Below are 17,321 nucleotides of genomic sequence, written 5' to 3'. Positions count from 1 at the left end.
GAAGGGGCTCTCAATCCGCGGGATCTTTATTTAGGGATGGAAGCTTCGATTTCCCGGATCCGGGAGATTTTTTCATTGATTCTTTCAAGTTCTTCCTCGAACTCGCGCAGGAACTTCGGGACCGCATCTCCGGGCACTGCACCCTGTGCAGAGGGCTTTATAAGGTTTGCCTGTTCAAGGACCCGGAGGGAATAGCGCACCTTGTGGTTCTGCATCCCTGTAACTTCGGCGAGTTTCAAAATTCCGATCGGGCCTTCTTCGATCACCTTTTTGAGCACTATCAGGTGGCGCTCTGCAAGGTCAAGTTCCATTCCAATCTGTTCAAGCAGCATCAGACAACCTCGTTTCTCAGTGTTCCGATCCCCTGTATCTCCACTTCCACCGAATCGCCCCGGTGAAGTTCTCCAACCCCGGGAGGCGTCCCGGTGGCGATCACGTCTCCCACTTCAAGGGTCATGATCTCGGTAATGAATTCGATAAGATGAGGAATATCAAAAATAAGGTTTGAAGTACTGGACGCCTGCCGGATCTCCCCATTCACCCTGCAGGAGACTTTCGCATCCGAAACATCCAGCTCTTCAGTAGAGGCAAGATAAGGCCCGAAGGCTGCAAAAGTATCGAAACTTTTTGCCCGGGTCCACTGGCCGTCCTTTTGCTGGAGGTCACGGGCAGTCACGTCATTAAAGCAGGTATAACCCGCAATAACGTCCATGGCCCTGGAGGCCGCGATGTTTTTGCAGCGTTTCCCTATCACGACTGCAAGTTCGGCCTCATAGTCAACCCTTGAACTGCAGGCCGGATAGATGATCTTGTCCCCCTGCCCGATAACCGCGGAAGGAGGTTTTAAAAAAAGAATAGGGTTTTTTGGGACTTCCATGGAGAGCTCTTCTGCATGGTCCCGATAGTTCAGGCCGACGCAGACGATCTTGGAAGGGCAGGCAGGAGGAAGGACCCGAAGTTCCGAGAGCTCAAAAGTGCCTCCCGGAACCCCGTTTTTTGGATACACGCGATTATCGTCGATTTCTCCATAGAAAACCTCATCTCCTGACCTGAACCTGCCTATCATATCCCATACCTTCCTATTTTTTCTTTTTCCGGGCTCTTATTCCCTGCATTCTGTTTCATTTTTTTAAAACATATATGGGAACTTAAATTTTAACTCTTCGCCCGCTGGCGTCCCGTGCGTATTTCCCTAACTCCGAACCCAGGAGCTGCACTCCGGAAAACACGGGGCCGTCCTTGCAGACCCTGAGCCCCGAGGGGTCAATGCAGCAGGCCCCGCAGACACCGATACCGCATTTGAAATAGCGGTGAAGGCTGAACTCAGCCTTTTCAAGCACATCTTTTTCCTGCAGGAGCCTGAAGACGGAAACCATCATAATCTCCGGGCCGCAGACAGCAATCCTGTCAAAAGCCGAAACATCAAGCTTTCTCAGGACATCGGTTACGAATCCTTTTGTCCCCTTCGACCCGTCATCGGTGCTCACATCAAGCGCTCCGACGGCTGAAAAGCGATCTTCAAAAAGCAAATCTCCGGCGCTCCGGGCCCCGAGAACTGTTTGCACGTCTGCCCCGGCATCCCCGGCTGCCTCCGCGTAGGGAGAAAGGGGGGCTGCTCCGACCCCACCGGCAATGACCAGGACCTTTTCCCCTGCCGCAGGCAAAGAAAAGCCCTTTCCGAAAGGACCCCGAAGCCCGAAAGAATCCCCTTCCTTCAGCTCAAAGAGTTTTGAGGTTGCCTCCCCTACCTTCTGGACCGTGATCGAATTTTTCCTGGAAAGGCCCATGGGGACTTCGTCAACACCCCGTATCCAGACCATTACGAACTGGCCGGGTTCCATGTTCTCAAAGCTGTGGCTGAAGAAAAAAGTCCTGACCAGAGGGGACTCTTCGACTATGCGTTCTATGCTAACATTAAGAGGAAGCGTCATAACATTAAGAGGAAGCATCAGACCATCTCGTGGGCAAGCCCTATAATTTTCTTTACATCCGAATAGCCTTTCCTCTGCAGGAAAGCCTCAATCCCTGCACCTATTTCGGAAAACACATCCATCCGGTCGTACACGGCAGATCCCACCTGGACAGCCGCGGCTCCTGCCATCATCATCTCCACCGCATCTTCCCAGGAGGACACGCCTCCTACCCCGATTACGGGGATCTCGAGGGCAGTGTAGAGGTCGTATACGCATTTGACGGCAACGGGCTTGACCGCCTTTCCGGAAAGCCCGCCTGACCGGTTCCCGAGGACAGGGTATCCTGACTCGATGTCAATTGCCATTCCCTTTACGGTGTTTATCGCCACAACCGCATCCGCACCCCCGGCTTCTGCAGCATTTCCTATGGCCGTAATGTCAGAGACATTTGGGGTCAGCTTGACCCAGACAGGGACATCTACCACATCTTTTACGGCTGCAGTGACCGCTTCTACCAGGCAGGGGTTTGAACCCACGGCAGCCCCGTACCCTTCCGCATGAGGGCAGCTAACGTTGAGTTCGAAGGCATCGGGCTTTTCCGGGAGGAGCCCTTCGGCAACTTCCGCAAACTCCCCCGGGTTCCCTCCGAAAATGCTTGCAATTACCGGGACCCCGGCATCTTTTTTGGCAAGCTCCAGTTCCTGGAGAAAAGCGGGATATGACGGATTAGGAAGCCCCATAGCGTTTAAAAAACCGCAGTCAAGCCGGACCATGCTAGGGTTAGGGTGCCCGGTCTTGGGAACAGGGCCGATTGACTTGGTCACGACGGCGCCAGCCCCGCCTTCCCGCGCAACCCGGCACAGGGAAGCCCCTGTGGTACCAAGCACGCCAGCTGCAAGGAGAGTTGGATTTTTCAGTTCAAGTCCTGTGAGAGTATACATGCATAACCCCGTTTCCTGCCTTCAGGCAGGCTGTATCAATAGTCGTATGAATCCCCTGAAGCGCACGATTCTCCGGAAAGCTGCCGGAGAGCCTCATCGGCAAGTTCCCTGCCGCCCATTTCCACGAGCCTGTGCCCGAGTTCCGCAGCCTTTTCAATACAACCCAGCATCGGGATGAACTCATCGACCCTGATAGCTTCCCTCCCGTCCAGGGAAAGGACCTCGGCCCGCACATGGAGTTCGTTTCCGTCCTGAGAAAATTCGGCATAAGAGCCAATAGGAGTTGTACAGCCTCCCCCGAGCTCGGAAATCAGGATCCTCTCGATTTCGGTTACGATCCTCGACTGTGTATGGTCGAGCCCGGAAACCGCGGCTTCCGCATCCGTACCTGCCCGGGTGACCACTGCAACCGTGCCCTGGTTAGGAGAAGGGCAGAAAAAGTCAGGGGAAAGGATTTCTCCTTCAAGCTCCCAGCCCATGCGTTCGAGCCCTGCCTTTGCGAGCAGGATGCCGTCGTACTGCCCTTCCTTAAGCTTCCTGAGCCTTGTGTCGATATTGCCCCTGAGCTCCTGTACAACCAGGTCAGGCCTGTAGCGCCGGATCTGGGCAGCCCTCCGGAGGGAACTGGTGCCGATAATTGATTGTTCGGGCAGCTCGTCCAGAGTTGTCCCGTCATATGTGAGCAGGATGTCAAAGGGAGTATCCCTCTCCAGCACGGCGACCGTGGGAAGCTCGGAGGGGCGGACCGTGGGCATGTCCTTCATGGAGTGGACTGCGATATCGATTTCCTCTGCAAGCATCACGTCGTCAAGCTCGCGGACAAAAGCCCCGACCCCGGAAACGGCGTGCAGGGGGCGGTCCGTAAACCGGTCTCCGCTGGTTTTTATGATCTTCTGGCTGGTCTCGACCCCGCGCTCTTTCAGGAGTCTGGCAACATTTTCCGTCTGGGCAAGCGCAAGCTGGCTGCCCCGGGTGCCTATTATCATGATGGATCCTCAAACGTTTTCACAGGTGGTTCAGAGTCAGGTATAGCGATTAGCAAACTCAGAGGTTAAAAACTAAGAAGTTTAAAACTCAAAGGTTTTCCTTATAGGCCTCAAGGGTCCTTTCAATGTCTTCTTCACTGTGGGCTGCCGAGACAAAGTTGGTCTCAAACTGGGAGGGGGGCAGGAAAATCCCGCTTGCGAGCATTCTGTGGAAGAAAGCCAGGTAGCCTTCCTTGTCGCATTTCAGGACGTCCTGGTAATTGTAAGGTTCAGCCCCGAAGAAAATCTTGAACATGGAAGCAATTCCGCAGACCGTGTAATCAAGGCCTTCGTCCGAAACGATCTCGGAAAGCGCATTTCTGAGATAGTCCCCGGTTGTGTTCAGTTTTTCATGGACGTTTTCCTGCTTCAGGTAGTCAAGCATGGCAATGCCCGCAGCCACGGAACAGGGGCTTCCGCTGAAAGTCCCGGCCTGGTAGACAGGCCCGGAAGGTGCGATCATTTCCATGATTTCCTTGCGCCCTCCAAAGACCCCTATGGGCAGCCCTCCACCCACGATCTTTCCTAGAGTTGTCATGTCGGGCACGACCCCGAAGTATTCCTGGGCCCCGCCCATGGCAAGCCTGAAGCCGGTTATGACTTCATCAAAAATAAGGAGCACATCGTTTTCCCGGGTAAGTTTCCTGAGCTCCTCCAGGTAGCCGGGCTTCGGGAGCACGGGGCCAACATTCCCCAGAACGGGCTCGATGATTACTGCAGCAAGGTCGTCCCTGTTAGATTCCACAAGTTCGGCCATGGCCTCGATGTCGTTGTAGGGGGCCTGCAGCGTGTATTTAGTGAAGTCGGCAGGGATGCCCAGAGAATCCGGCTCTCCCAGGGTGGTGGCCCCTGAACCGGCTTTAACAAGCACCGCGTCGTGGGCTCCGTGGAAACCACCTTCGATCTTGACGAATTTTTTCTTCCCTGTAAAGCCGCGGGCCAGGCGAAGTGCACTCATGGTGGCTTCCGTGCCCGTGGAGACAAAACGGAGCATGTCAATGCTCGGGTAGTAGCTGGCAACCTTTTCTGCAAGGGTAACCTCAAGTTCAGTAGGAGTGCCGTAGAGCCAGCCTTTGTCGAGCTGGGCCCTGATAGCATCCTTTATTACGGGATGGTTGTGCCCAAGGATCTCGGGACCGTAGGCCAAGCAGTAGTCTATGTACTCGTTCCCGTCAAGGTCCTTTATCTTCGAGCCGTCAGCCGAGGACGTGTAGAAAGGATAGGGCTTGATTGCGCGTACGGGACTGCTGACCCCGCCCGGGATCAGGGTCTTTGCCTTCTCATACATTTGTCTGGATTTTTCAAGTGTCATGGAAATCTCACCGGATAGGACTGAAAAAGAATCGATTTGTAATCAACCTGTAATCGACTTATAATCATTTGAGGATTTTTGCGTAAATTTATGTAAATTCCTGTATTCTTATCAGTATAACAGCGCTTTCCCCTATTAAGCAGTTATTGCCGGAACCCGGCATAAATAACAGCGGGTGTAAAACAGAATTAAGAAAGGAAAGGTAAAAACGGGATAGATCCGGAAAAACGGATAAACCCCGAAACATCACGCCTTAAAAGCGCCATACAGAGCGCTTACTTCAACATGCGGGCAACGTCTTTTGCAAAGTAGGTTATGATGATGTCCGCACCCGCCCTCTTGATGGAGAGGAGGGATTCGTACATGGTCTTTTTCTCATCAAGCCAGCCTTTTGCTCCCGCTGCCTTGAGCATGGCGTACTCCCCGCTCACGTTGTATGCAGCTGTGGGCATCCCGAACTCGGTCTTTACCCTGTAGATGATGTCCAGGTAGGGGAGAGCCGGCTTTACCATGACAATGTCTGCGCCTTCGGCAATATCGAGAGACGTTTCCCGGATTGCCTCGTTGCTGTTTGCAGGGTCCATCTGGTAGCTGGAGCGGTCCCCGAAGGAGTATCCGGATTCGGCAGCTTCCCTGAAAGGCCCGTAGAAGGAGGAGTGGAACTTTGCGGCATAGGACATAATCGGGACATTCTCAAACCCGTTGAAGTCCAGGGCCTGCCTGATTGCTCCTACCATCCCGTCCATCATCCCGGACGGAGCCACCATGTCAGCCCCTGCATTTGCATGGCTGACCGCGATTTTCCCCAGGACTTCGAGAGTCGGGTCGTTTAAGACCTCTTCTTTTTCGAAGTCTACGATCCCGCAGTGCCCGTGGTCCGTATACTCGCACATGCAGATGTCCGTAATCACAACGAGTTCGTCTCCCAGTTCGGCCTTGATCCTCCGGACGGCTTCCTGGACCACGTCGTTTTCACCGCAGGAGGAACTCCCCTCGGCGTCCTTGTGGGCCGGCACCCCGAAGAGGATTACGGCAGGGATTCCGAGTGCTGCAATCTCTTTTGCCTCTTTTGCAACCCCTGAGAGGGGAAAGCTGTAAACCCCCGGCATGGACGAAATTTCAACCGGGGAGTCAATGTTCTCATTCACAAAGATTGGCTGGACCAGGTCGTCCACGGAGAGGGTGGTCTCTCTCACAAGGTCCCTGATCTTTCCTTTTCTCAACCGTCTCAACCTGATATCTGGAAACATGTGATCACTCCTGTAATTTGGAACTGCTTTTTTAATCTTTCCTGCAGCCGGGTTTTGTGGCCTCAAACCTTGGTTTGTCTTTCTCCAGGCAGAATACCCTGGAAACAATATCAAGGAACTCTTCGTTTCCGAGTTCTGCAGCCTGCCTGAGAACCTTGGTGGGTTCAGCCAGGATTTTATTGACTATGGAATGGGTAAGGTCGTCAAGGACCTGGGTTTCGATATCCCCTATGGTGTGATAGGCACAGAGCCTGTTGACAGCTTTTTCCCTCTCCCTTACCCGAACATCATAAACCTGCCGGTAAAGCTCGGAGATCAGGCGGTCGGCTTTCTGGCGCTTGTACTGGAGGTTCAGGAGCCTGATTTCTTCCTGGATAATGGCTTCGGCCTTTTTGGCTTCTTCTTTTCTCATCTTCAGGGTCTTTTCGCTGATGACCCTTAGGTTATCGATATTGCAGAGCTCGACATCCTCAAGTTCCACTACGGACTCCTCGATGTCCCTGGGATTTGCGATATCTATAAGCAGGAGTTTGCGGCCCCTGCCCTGGATGGCCTCTTCGACCATTTCCCGGGTAAGGATGTAGTGGGGAGCTCCCGTGCCGCTGATTACCACATCAGCATCCTTGAGGTAAGTTCTTACATCATCGAGCTTGACTGCGTGCCCGCCCAGTTCGTAGGCGATTTCTTCAGCTTTCTTGAAAGTGCGGTTCGCGATGTAAATGCCTTCAATGTCCTTTTCGGCCAGGGCTTTTGCGACCAGGACCCCTATTTCCCCTGCCCCTATCACAAGCACGATTTTCCCTCCGAGCCCCCCGAAGATGTCCTCTGCGAGGTCCACGGCTGCAGAGCCAATGGAAACCGAACCTTTGTTGATCCTGGTCTCGTTCCTGATCCTTTTTCCAACTTGGATAGCCTTGTCAAAAGCCGTATCTAGGACCTTTCCGGTTGTGCCCAGCTTCTTGGCATGGGCATAGAGTTCCTTAATCTGGCCCAGGATCTGGTCCTCGCCCACAATCATGGACTCGAGGCCCCCGGAGAGCCTGAGCAGGTGTTCGAGAGACTCGTCATGCCCGTAGAATTCAACGATATGGGTGGAAGCCCCCATTTCCTTTGCAAAAGAGAAAAGCACACTGCTGCCTTTGGGAGAAACCGCATAGATTTCAACCCTGTTGCAGGTTTTTAAGACGACGCACTCATACACATATTCGTGGTTGTACAGGTTATGGAGCAAACCGTCAAGGTCCCCGTGCCATGCGGACTCCATTTCCTCAACCTTTGCTTTTTTATGGGATATAACCATACTTGAGATTTCTGTCACAGAGAGCCTCCGAATAGATGAATATAGGGATTTGCAAATTAAATTTTGTCCAGGCAAATTAAACTTTGTCCAGAAATCACCAGCCTGTTTTTCATGCCAGGGAATGAACCTGCATCGCAAAAGACTCCATGCAAAAGACTCCATGCAAAGGACCCCATGCAAAAGAACGCTTTTCAGGCCTGGATTTGCTATTAGAACTTATTGAGATTGGTCAGTAGAGTTTGAGATAGATCGGTCAGTAGAGTTTGAGATAGATTGGTCAGTATTGAGTTCAAGATAGATCAGTCAGTATAAAGTTCGAGATAGATCAGTCAGTATAGAGTCCGAAATTATCCAGATTTGGGTTTGCACTTAAGGATTATTCCATATCCTGAACATCTTTGCCGGGATGGGCTTCATCGGGATGACTTTTGAGATAATCCGAAACCACTGCATACGCATATTCAGCCGCTTTATCATACGACTCCGAAAACCCGCTCCAGACAGTTTCATTTTCAAGGACTTCCCAGAGGATTGCTTTCCTCTTTCTCTGGTCCCCTACATGCTGCTTGAGGTAGTTCCTGAGTTCGTCCTGGAGGCAAATCATATCGGAATAATCCTGAGTAACGGTTTTTTCTATCCGCCTTCGGGTATATTTCGAGACTGCCGGGCTCCTCCCCAGGGTGGATATCCCGATTACAAGGTCCCCTCTTTTTATGACTGACGGGACGACAACACTACCTAAAGTGTCCACCTGATTAATCAAAATATCGCTTTCCCCGGCGATAGCGGTGATTTTCCGGTTAAGCGAGGAGCTGCTGGTTGCAGGGATTACCAGAAAGGCCCCCGAAATAAGTCCCCTGAGTACGGAATCCTCTGCTTCCGAAAGGTCCAGCCGGACCAGCCGGAGTTTCCCGGAGGCCTCAAATTCCTGTAATTTTTCGGAAAAGTCCAGGCTCACGACCATGGTGTCTGCGCAGCTGGAAAAAAGCTCGGCTTTTCGCTCGCCAACAAGACCGCCTCCGAAGATAACGACCTTCCGGCCCGAGAGGTCAAGCATAAGGGGAAGAAAAGTGTTTGTCCCGACCATCTTAGAAGCACCTCGAACTGTACGGATATAATTTACGGAATAAACAGTAAGCATCGGTAAAGCATTGCTAAAGTATCAGTAAAGCACCATTAAGCCAGAATAACCCTGAAAGCCAGGCCTTTTAAAGCCTGACCCCGGTTTTCTTAAATTCCCTCTCACTGAAAAACAGCGTGTAATCATTTATCCGGGCAGCCTCGGAAATCCGGGCAGCCACCTTTTCACAGTCCTCGGGAGTGTAGGAATGGACCATGGTGAACAAATTGTAAGGCCAGTCAGGGTAGCGGGGGCGTTCGTAGCAGTGGGTAACTTCAGGAAATTCCGCCATAATCTGCCCGACCTCTTCGATCCGCTCGTCGGGAACGTTCCAGACGCACATGGCATTGGCAGTGATCCCTATTGCCCTGTGCCCGATGGAAGCTGCGAAACGCCGGATCTTCCCGGCCTTCTGGAGCTTTTTGAGCCTGTCCACAACTTCCTGTTCACTGATCCCGAGCCTGGCTGCAAAGCCCCTGAAAGGGGAATGGGTAAGAGGGATTCCGTCCTGGACGAGCTTTAACAGTTCTACATCCGTTTCATCCATTTTTTTTCACCTGATATCGAATTTTCATCTGATATCGAACTTTACCCTGATCTTAAAAAGGCGTTTCGTGGGCAGGTCGAGCAGAGGACAGCCGGTTTTGTCCCGGATTTCCGCAATAATCTCTTCGAGCCTTTCCCTGCTCTGTGCCGAAAGCGTAAACCAGAGGTTGTACTTTGCAGCGCTCCTGAGGTAGTTATGGGAGACCTCGGGGTACTCATTAATGAGATTTGCAACTTCCTCAATCCGGGCCACGGGGACTTTAAGGGCCACGAGAGTGCCCACTCCTCCCATATTTTTGGTACTGAGGACGGGCCCTATCCGCCTCATTGCCCCTTTCCTGTTGAGTTCCTGCAGCCTCTCGAGAACCTCGGTTTCGGAAAGGCCAAGCATTTCCCCGAGTTTTTCGAAAGGCTCGACTTCAAGTGGCACTTCCTGCTGGATCAGGTTAAGGAGTTTCTTGTCGGTTTCGTCAAGTTCGGGGACAGGGTCTTCCCCGTCAGAGGGCTGCATATGAGAAGTAAAACCCGATTCCGCATTCAAGAGCGGACCTTTGCCTTTATCAAGTTCAATCATCCTGATCACTTACATTTTTCTTCGGCCTGTAGATGCAGTAAGGCTCTTCTTCAAGATAGTCGCCAGTAGCTGCATACGCCCTTGCCCTGCAGCCCGCACAGACCTTTTTGTATTCACATATCCCGCACTTTCCCTTAAGCTCTTCAGGGTCCCTGAGTTTCCTGAAGACCTCGGAATCTTCCCAGACCTCCCGGAAAGGCTGTTCCCTGATGTTTCCGGCAAGCACAGGCAGGTAACCGCAGGGATAGACCTCTCCCACGCTAGACACGAAACAAAAGCCAGTGCCACCCAGGCAGCCCTTTGTCATAGCCTCGTACCCGTGGGTCTTAACCGATATCTCGATTCCCTCTTTCTTTGCCCTCTGGCGCATGATCCTGAAATAGTGGGGGGCGCAGGTGGCTTTCAGCTGGATTTCCGATTCTTTCTGCATATCATAGAACCAGTGCAGGACCCGCTCGTAATCCGCGGGGGAAACCTCATCCGACTCGGTTCCCCGGCCGGTTGGCACCAGGAAAAAGACGTGATATGCCACAGCCCCCAGTTCCTTTGCCAGCTCAAAGGTCCGGGGGATTTCCTCAAGGTTGCGCTTTGAGATGGTCGTGTTGATCTGGAAGGGAAAATCCGCTTTTCTCAGGATTTCTATGCCTGCAAGCGTCCTTTCAAAAGCCCCGGGCATGCCCCTGAACTCGTCATGGGTCTTTTCCGTAGCCCCGTCAAGGCTGATGCTGAGCCTCTGGACCCCGGCCTCCCTGAGTTTCTCCACAACTTCCGGGGTAAGGAGAGTGCCGTTTGTGGCAAGCACCACCCTGAAGCCTGAATCCGTACCGTAACGGGCAATTTCAAAGACATCCGGCCTGGTGAGAGGCTCGCCTCCACTCAGGATAAGAATGGGCTTTCCAAGTTCTGCAACCTCATCGATGAAATGTTTCGCTTCTTCGGTTGTTAGTTCGCCCCTGGGAACCGAGGAGGTGGAAGCTCCCCTGCAGTGCACGCAGTTCAGGTTGCAGCCTGCAGTCAGTTCCCATGCAATAAGCCTTGGTGCTTTTGTCATGGTAATCATAAGGTAGTGGTAATCGTAATTTTCGAAAACTGTAACTGTAGATCGTAATCACTCGTACTAAATTCAGAGTTTGAAGTATACCTGAGAGGTCATATTAATAAAGTCATATTAATATTCTGCCATTTCGGGCGGACACCCGTAAAAAATCATTAGAAATATTTTACTGCTCGTAAAATATACAGAGTAAGAAATCCTATTAATATTCTTTCATTTCAAATTCCCGGAAAAAATATTGAAGAAAAGGCGGATGAAAATGAAAGCTGAAAAAAGTAAGAAAAAAAGCTGAAAAAAGCAGCAGAAAAAGATTGGAAAAAGTGGCTTAAAAAGAATATGGAAAAAAGGAAGGGATTATACAGCCACCACAACCCATTATTCCAGCAGGGTCCGGGGATTGATAAAACCGCTCCTGAGCATGTGGTCGGCGAGCACCAGGGCAACCATGGCTTCGGCCACAGGCACCATTCGAGGGGGAATGGTAGGGTCATGCCGTCCTTTGATTTCGATCTCGGTATCCTCCCCGGATGAAAGGTCAACTGTCCGCTGGGGCTTTCCTATGGAAGGGGTGGGCTTTACGGCTGCCCTGCAGACTATGTCCAGGCCCGAGGAAATTCCCCCGAGGACCCCGCCGGCATTGTTGCTCATGCAGGTTACATGACCTTCTTCCATACAGAAGGGGTCATTCATCTCGCTTCCCCGCAGGCGGGCAGCCTCAAACCCGGCTCCGAGCTCAAAGCCCTTTACTGCAGGGATGCTCATAAGTGCCTTTGCAAGGTCAGCGTCCAGGCGGTCGAAGACCGGTTCTCCGAGGCCTGCCGGCACGCCTCTTGCAATGACTTCGACTATGCCTCCCACACTGTCGCCTTCCTGCCGCAGGCTCGCAACTTTTTCAAGCATTTTTTCCGCAGCTTCCGGGTCGGCACAGCGCACGGGTGTTTTTTCCACATTCTGGAGGATTTCTTCAAAGGAAAGGGGCTTTGCCCGGACCCCGCCGAGCTCCTGTACGTGCCCGACAACCCGGACCCCGAAACGGGAAAGCAGAAGTTTGGCAAGAGCCCCGCCTGCGACCCTGCCTATGGTCTCGCGGGCCGAAGACCTGCCTCCTCCCCTGTGGTCCCGGACCCCGTAACGGGCCATGTAGGAAAAATCTGCATGCCCGGGGCGGGGGGTGTTTTTAATAGCGTCGTAGGCCGTGGAGCGGGCGTCCGCATTCCAGACCAGCATGGAAATGGGAGTGCCTGTGCTCATGCCCTCAAAAACCCCTGAGAGGACCTCAACGCTGTCTTTTTCCTGCCTCGGGGTGGAGACCTCGCTCTGCCCCGGGCGCCTCCGGTCAAGCTCCTTCTGGATGTCAGCTTCGGAGAATGGAAGGCCTGCCGGCAAACCGTCTACCACGACTCCGACAGCCCTCCCGTGGGACTCGCCCCAGGTGGTGATTCGAAACATCTGCCCGAAAACGTTTCCAGCCATGCATCTTAACTCGTTTTTTTGCTATTTGATTCTTGGGGTAGAGGAGTGGCAGGCTCGATATGGACAATAACCTCGGAAACCCCCTCGTACTCAGCTTTCAGGAGTTTGCTGACGTTGTGGGAAATGAGATGGGCCTCTTCAATCGGCATGTCAGGCCGGAGGAGCAGGTGCATGTCAATCCGGATATCCCCTATACTTCCCCTGGTCCGGACCTTGTGGCAGCCCAGCACCCCTTCCACCCCCAGCACCAGCTCGCAGACCTCGTCCTCGTCTAGCCTGGACATATCAAGGAGGGTTTCGGAACTCTGCCTTATTATCCGGTATCCGGCCCTGAGAATCACAAGAGAGATCAGGAGAGCCACAACAGGGTCCAGGAGGGGAAAACCGAGCTTTGAGGCGGCCAGGCTTATTATGACCGAGAGGGAGACGTAGATATCACTTCTCGTATGCATTGAATCTGCAATCAGGACCTGGCTTTTGAGGGATATGCCCTGTCTCAACTCGTAGCGCGTGACAAGGTAGTTGATGCCCATGGTCCCGAGCATCACAAGAAAGCTCAGGGAAGTGACTTCGGGCACGTTCCGGACAAGAAACCTTTCGAGCGCACTTTGAAAAATCTCAAAGCCTACGAAGATAAGGAGAAGCGCTATGAAAATCGCGGCAAAGGTTTCGTATTTCTGGTGCCCGTAAGGGTGTTCCCTGTCCGGTGGCCTGGAAGCAATAAAGATCCCTACCATCCCCACAATGTTGGAAATTCCGTCAAAAAGGGAATGATAGCCGTCCGCGGTCATGCTCAGGGTGCTGGTAAAAGTCCCGTAGGCGATTTTGGCAAAGGCTACGGCAAGGTTCAGGAAGAGCACATAGAGAAGAACCTGCTGGATTTTTTTGAACCTGCTCAGCATAGACCGGGACCTCCTGGGTTCAAAGCTGCCCGGAGCCGGGATACCGAACGGAGAAACGGAAAGAAGCCCCAAGCAGCTCCAATTTACCCTTCAGCCAGAATTTACCCTTATATTTATCCTTATAATATACTACTTTTCACCTTATATCATGATACGCTTACCGCTTGTAAATAGAAGGATCGAGGAAAAAGAAAGGGTGAACAGACTAAAAAAGGAAATAAGCCTGACAGAAGTGAAGAGAAGGAAAAGAAAAGAGAAAGTGGAAGGGTGGGGAACTTCAGCACTCCGAGCCTGCCCACAGCATGTAGGCGTCCACTATTTCCTGCCCTTCAAGGAAGACAAGTCCGCGTTCTTCGCCGTATTCCCTTGCATCTGTTTTGGAAAGGGCTTTTCCGTTTTCATCATCCAGCATTTCGCAGACAACCATCACCGGCGTGACCCCGGCCATCCTGGCAAGGGCAACGGAAAGTTCGGTCTGGCCCCTGCGTTCGTCCAGAAGCCCGTCGGCAGCCCTGAGGAGCGCCACATGTCCGGGAGTGCGGAACTCGTCCCCGAAACGTACTCCTGTCCCTGAAAGGGACTTCTCTGCAATTTCCCCTATTTTCCGGATGGTAAGAGCCCGTTCATTGTCAGGGATCCCTGTCCTGGTTTCCCTGTGGTTTACCCAGATGGAAAAAGAAGAATGGGAATCGTACTGGAGGTCTCCTGTCTTTTCCACGACTTCCCTGAGGGCTTCGCTGGCTTTGCCGGCTTCCCGGACAAGTTCTGCCATAAAGGGCAGCCCGAGCTGCCTTGATGCAACAGGGTCCACGGCCACACAGATCAGGCCTCCGGCGTCTTTTCGCATCCACTGAACGTCCCTGTAGCTGACCGCCTTTGCAGGGATCACCAGATCGGTTTCCCCTTCTCTGGAATCCGAATCATAGATCTGGATCATTTTTCCGGCCTTTAAGGCCTCAAGAGCTCTGTTGATATTTTCGTTCTCGTAACGCAGGCAGTCGTAAATCGCAGTTTCGCTCATTCCTGGCCCTCCATATCCTTTTTTTGCACCTGTATTGCAGTCCGGTCTCCGTCTTTTAAACCCAGGGCGTCCCTGAGCTTTATCGGAGCTATTATTTCAATCAAATCTTCCGGATAGTGCGTCCTCTCGGGGACCACTACCGCAGCCTCTATGCCGCCGACTCTTACGGGATAGCATTTCCCTCCCCCGTAAGTGCGTTCTCCGTCACTGAATCCGTGGATGCGGACGGCAGGCATTTCCCTTAACCTTCCCCTAAGTGCAGAACTGTTCTCAGTAAGCTGCAAGTTCAGGGTGCCCGGGAAAGGCACAAAATTCAGCATTTCTTCAAACTGCTTCCTGTAACCCGGAATATTTATATAGTACTGCCCTTCACCCAGGCCCGTAAGCACAACCCCCTCAAGCTCGAAGGTCTCGGGTTCGGGGGAAAAGATCTGACTGTATTCGGCATACTCATTTTTGAGGATTTCAAGCCCTTTTTCTGTCATTTTTATCAACTGGCCACCGGGGACAATCGTCCTTTCGATCAGCCGCTCCTCCTCCAGCTGTTTTAATTTTCTTGCTGCGGTTTTGGAGCTGGCCCCCGTATGCTTTTGAAACTCACTCGAAGAGATCTTGATGGTTTTATTCACTGCCCCCATGAGGGCAAGTTTCTTCAGGTATTCGATGTCCGGCACTGTCGGCACCCTTTTTTACCTTAATTTAGAGATGCGCCTTTACCTTAATTTTGAGATGCGTCTCAATAATGAGATGTTAAACTATGCACTTCCTTATAATAAAACTTTTGATAACAGGAGAATCAATCGGAAAGAGGAAGTATTATTCCTAGTATTATTTAAAAAGCTTTACGGAACGTATAAATATAAATAAATAAGATCCAGGTATTGATTTGCCATGACGCAGGATACCAGAATCGAATGCCCCTCATGTTCCCCCGGGGAAAAAGTCCCTCACGAAATCATTAAACTGGGAAAAAGCCCCCTCGTCCACTGCCTGGAATGTGGGCTCGTATACGTTGCCCCGCATTTGGAAACACATGAGAATGTGAGCGTAAGGGTCTATGTAAATAGGATCGAGCGCCCCTTCAGCCGCTGGGTAAATATTGATGCCGGAGAAGTCCTTTCCTTAGACGAAGAAATCGTCCTGGACGCAGGAAAAGCCAGCACTGACAACCCTTATGTCATAACTTCCCTGCAGGTAGGAGTCAGGTGCGTGCCTTCGGCCCGGGCAGAGGAACTCGACACTATCTGGGCAAGGCCCCTTGATGAGATCACCTTTGCAAAAAAAAGAAAGGTAAGGCAAAAACATCCCATGAACCTGGCAGCCCCAAAACCTTTCATAGGGGTTTCAAGCCAGGAAAAAGGGTTCAAACTGGGGCAGGACAGCTAAACTTCCGGAAAAACACCACCGGAGAAGTTAAGTATTTAGTATTTTGAATGCATGTACTGATTAGATTATGATAAGAGAAATAGAAGTTGAATGCCCCTCATGTTCCCCGAAAACAGAAGTCCCGCATGAGGTTTTGAAAATGGGCCAGAGCCCGGTGGTCCGCTGCCAGGTCTGCGGGCAGGTACATGCTGCAAAAATAGAAGTACCAAAACCGGTCAATGTGAAAGTCATCGTCAGCAGGAGAGACCTTTCAGTCACCTGCAAAACCGAACTCGACCCCGAGATTGTCCTTTATGTGGACGACGATATAATTGTGGATGACGAGGAAACAGGCATGGTATGTCCCGTCATTATCACTTCCATCGAAGCGGGAGAAAAAAGGGTCCAGTCAGCCATTGCAACCGAAATCAGTACAATCTGGGGCAGGGCCATCGATGAAGTAGTGGTGAAGTTTTCCGCACAGTCCGGGACCGAAAAAACCGAAGTCCTGGAAAAGCGCGTTCCCGGAGACTACGAGTTCACGGTAGGAGAAGAAGAAAAGGTCGGAAATATCCCGCTCATCATCAATAAAATCAAAGTAAGAGACGGACTTTTCAGGTCCAGGAAAGGCGACGTTGTGCTTGCCAAATACGTAAAACGCATTTTTGCCAGGAAGAAAGGAGAAAGGGCAGATAGGCGTGATACCCGAAGAGGACCGTGGTGAGGAAAGCACCGAAAAGGAAGAAGAAGAGATCGAATTCATAAATAGGCGTCTGAGGCTTGTGCAGGGGCTTGAAACTCTGGGAGTGGGCAAAAAAGTCCGCCAGGCCATGCTACGGGTCCCCAGGCACAGCTTTGTCCCTGAATATGCGCGCAGTGCAGCCTATGCGGACACGCCTCTGGACATCGGCTGCGGGCAGACCATCTCCGCCCCCCATATGGTTGCAATCATGTGCGAACTCCTTGAACTTTCGGAAGGGCTGAAAGTCCTGGAGATAGGAGCAGGGTCAGGGTACAACGCCGCAGTCATGGCAGAACTGATAGGAAAAAGCGGACATGTATATACAGTGGAGCGTATTGAGTCCCTGGTCTGCTTCGCAAAAGATAACCTGAGAAAAACCGGCTACAAAAACATTACCGTGCTGCTTGAAGACGGGTCAATAGGCTATTCGAAGTATGCCCCCTATGATAGGATCGTGGTGACCTGTGCAGCCCCCGAAATCCCCGAACCCCTGGTTGAGCAGTTGAAACCCGGGGGGATCATGATAATCCCCGTTGGGGACTACTTCCAGGAACTTATCCTGGTAAAAAAAGACAAAAAAGGAAAAATCAAAAAAGAAAACAGGGGCGGAGTCGTTTTTGTGCCTTTGATAGGAGAATACGGATTTAAACCGCGGTGAAAGTTTAAAAAATAGGGATCTCCGGGAAAAGAGAAAAAGCGAATATAGTTGCCGTGGCGATAAATGCGGCAGAAATCAAATATCTTAAATATGATGCAGCACGGTTCAAATGTGCAACTAGAATA

Annotated in this window: 19 protein-coding genes; 3 read left to right on the top strand and 16 right to left on the bottom strand. The window is 51.8% G+C overall.

Annotated elements, in window-relative coordinates; all coding sequences use genetic code 11:
• Positions 1-26 precede the first annotated feature (26 nt).
• The 16 genes from FTO70_RS02510 to FTO70_RS02435 all read right to left on the bottom strand — a co-directional run bounded on the left by FTO70_RS02510 (position 27) and on the right by FTO70_RS02435 (position 15,105).
• Entirely contained in the window at positions 27-332 is a 306-nt protein-coding gene (locus FTO70_RS02510) for a hypothetical protein (RefSeq protein ID WP_255334123.1), read from the bottom strand.
• The gene (locus FTO70_RS02505) at positions 332-1,066 is read right to left on the bottom strand and encodes a fumarylacetoacetate hydrolase family protein (protein ID WP_255334122.1); all 735 of its coding nucleotides are present in this window, start codon (positions 1,064-1,066) and stop codon (positions 332-334) included. Before FTO70_RS02505 ends, FTO70_RS02510 begins: the two co-directional genes overlap by 1 nt.
• A gap of 82 nt (positions 1,067-1,148) precedes the next feature.
• Positions 1,149-1,931: a dihydroorotate dehydrogenase electron transfer subunit gene (locus FTO70_RS02500; RefSeq protein ID WP_255334318.1), complete on the bottom strand. Its 783-nt coding sequence runs from the start codon at positions 1,929-1,931 to the stop codon at positions 1,149-1,151.
• A 17-nt stretch (positions 1,932-1,948) separates the two neighbouring features.
• Positions 1,949-2,854 carry a dihydroorotate dehydrogenase gene (locus FTO70_RS02495; protein ID WP_255334121.1) on the bottom strand — a complete coding sequence of 302 codons (906 nt, stop codon included), beginning with the start codon at positions 2,852-2,854 and terminating at the stop codon, positions 1,949-1,951.
• A gap of 35 nt (positions 2,855-2,889) precedes the next feature.
• Positions 2,890-3,840, bottom strand: coding sequence for a hydroxymethylbilane synthase (hemC, locus tag FTO70_RS02490; protein ID WP_255334120.1), 951 nt, complete (start codon positions 3,838-3,840; stop codon positions 2,890-2,892).
• 88 nt (positions 3,841-3,928) lie between these two features.
• Entirely contained in the window at positions 3,929-5,191 is a 1,263-nt protein-coding gene (gene hemL, locus FTO70_RS02485) for a glutamate-1-semialdehyde 2,1-aminomutase (RefSeq protein WP_255334119.1), read from the bottom strand.
• 275 nt (positions 5,192-5,466) lie between these two features.
• Entirely contained in the window at positions 5,467-6,441 is a 975-nt protein-coding gene (hemB, locus tag FTO70_RS02480) for a porphobilinogen synthase (RefSeq protein ID WP_255334118.1), read from the bottom strand.
• Positions 6,442-6,472: 31 nt separating this feature from the next.
• Entirely contained in the window at positions 6,473-7,759 is a 1,287-nt protein-coding gene (hemA, locus tag FTO70_RS02475; protein ID WP_255334117.1) for a glutamyl-tRNA reductase, read from the bottom strand.
• A 358-nt stretch (positions 7,760-8,117) separates the two neighbouring features.
• Positions 8,118-8,828, bottom strand: a complete 711-nt coding sequence (locus tag FTO70_RS02470) for a bifunctional precorrin-2 dehydrogenase/sirohydrochlorin ferrochelatase (RefSeq protein WP_255334116.1) — start codon at positions 8,826-8,828, stop codon at positions 8,118-8,120.
• A 121-nt stretch (positions 8,829-8,949) separates the two neighbouring features.
• Complete coding sequence (ahbB, locus tag FTO70_RS02465) at positions 8,950-9,408, bottom strand: siroheme decarboxylase subunit beta (RefSeq protein WP_255334115.1); 459 nt, start codon at positions 9,406-9,408, stop codon at positions 8,950-8,952.
• A gap of 24 nt (positions 9,409-9,432) precedes the next feature.
• Entirely contained in the window at positions 9,433-9,981 is a 549-nt protein-coding gene (gene ahbA, locus FTO70_RS02460; protein WP_255334317.1) for a siroheme decarboxylase subunit alpha, read from the bottom strand.
• Positions 9,974-11,041, bottom strand: coding sequence for a heme b synthase (ahbD, locus tag FTO70_RS02455; RefSeq protein WP_255334114.1), 1,068 nt, complete (start codon positions 11,039-11,041; stop codon positions 9,974-9,976). Before ahbD ends, ahbA begins: the two co-directional genes overlap by 8 nt.
• A 369-nt stretch (positions 11,042-11,410) precedes the next feature.
• Positions 11,411-12,508 carry a chorismate synthase gene (aroC, locus tag FTO70_RS02450; protein WP_255334113.1) on the bottom strand — a complete coding sequence of 366 codons (1,098 nt, stop codon included), beginning with the start codon at positions 12,506-12,508 and terminating at the stop codon, positions 11,411-11,413.
• A gap of 5 nt (positions 12,509-12,513) precedes the next feature.
• Positions 12,514-13,410 carry a cation diffusion facilitator family transporter gene (locus FTO70_RS02445; RefSeq protein ID WP_255334112.1) on the bottom strand — a complete coding sequence of 299 codons (897 nt, stop codon included), beginning with the start codon at positions 13,408-13,410 and terminating at the stop codon, positions 12,514-12,516.
• Between the two features lie 277 nt (positions 13,411-13,687).
• Positions 13,688-14,431 carry a 3,4-dihydroxy-2-butanone-4-phosphate synthase gene (ribB, locus tag FTO70_RS02440; RefSeq protein ID WP_255334111.1) on the bottom strand — a complete coding sequence of 248 codons (744 nt, stop codon included), beginning with the start codon at positions 14,429-14,431 and terminating at the stop codon, positions 13,688-13,690.
• Positions 14,428-15,105 (bottom strand): winged helix-turn-helix domain-containing protein/riboflavin kinase, encoded by a 678-nt coding sequence (locus FTO70_RS02435; protein WP_255334110.1) that lies wholly within the window; start codon positions 15,103-15,105, stop codon positions 14,428-14,430. The genes ribB and FTO70_RS02435 overlap by 4 nt, the downstream gene beginning before the upstream one ends.
• Before the next feature lie 217 nt (positions 15,106-15,322).
• Here FTO70_RS02435 and FTO70_RS02430 point away from each other — a divergent pair, with 217 nt between their 5' ends.
• From FTO70_RS02430 to FTO70_RS02420, 3 genes are all read left to right on the top strand, one after another.
• Positions 15,323-15,817 (top strand): HVO_0476 family zinc finger protein, encoded by a 495-nt coding sequence (locus FTO70_RS02430; protein ID WP_255334109.1) that lies wholly within the window; start codon positions 15,323-15,325, stop codon positions 15,815-15,817.
• 67 nt (positions 15,818-15,884) lie between these two features.
• Positions 15,885-16,520: an HVO_0476 family zinc finger protein gene (locus FTO70_RS02425; RefSeq protein ID WP_255334108.1), complete on the top strand. Its 636-nt coding sequence runs from the start codon at positions 15,885-15,887 to the stop codon at positions 16,518-16,520.
• A complete protein-coding gene (locus tag FTO70_RS02420) occupies positions 16,495-17,196 on the top strand; it encodes a protein-L-isoaspartate O-methyltransferase (RefSeq protein ID WP_255334107.1) in 702 nt (233 codons plus the stop codon). Before FTO70_RS02425 ends, FTO70_RS02420 begins: the two co-directional genes overlap by 26 nt.
• Positions 17,197-17,321 lie beyond the last annotated feature (125 nt).

The sequence above is a fragment of the Methanosarcina sp. KYL-1 genome (assembly GCF_024372725.1).
Taxonomy (GTDB): domain Archaea; phylum Halobacteriota; class Methanosarcinia; order Methanosarcinales; family Methanosarcinaceae; genus Methanosarcina.
Note: the sequence above shows the minus strand (reverse complement) of the source record. Positions and strands in the feature narration are given on the sequence as shown.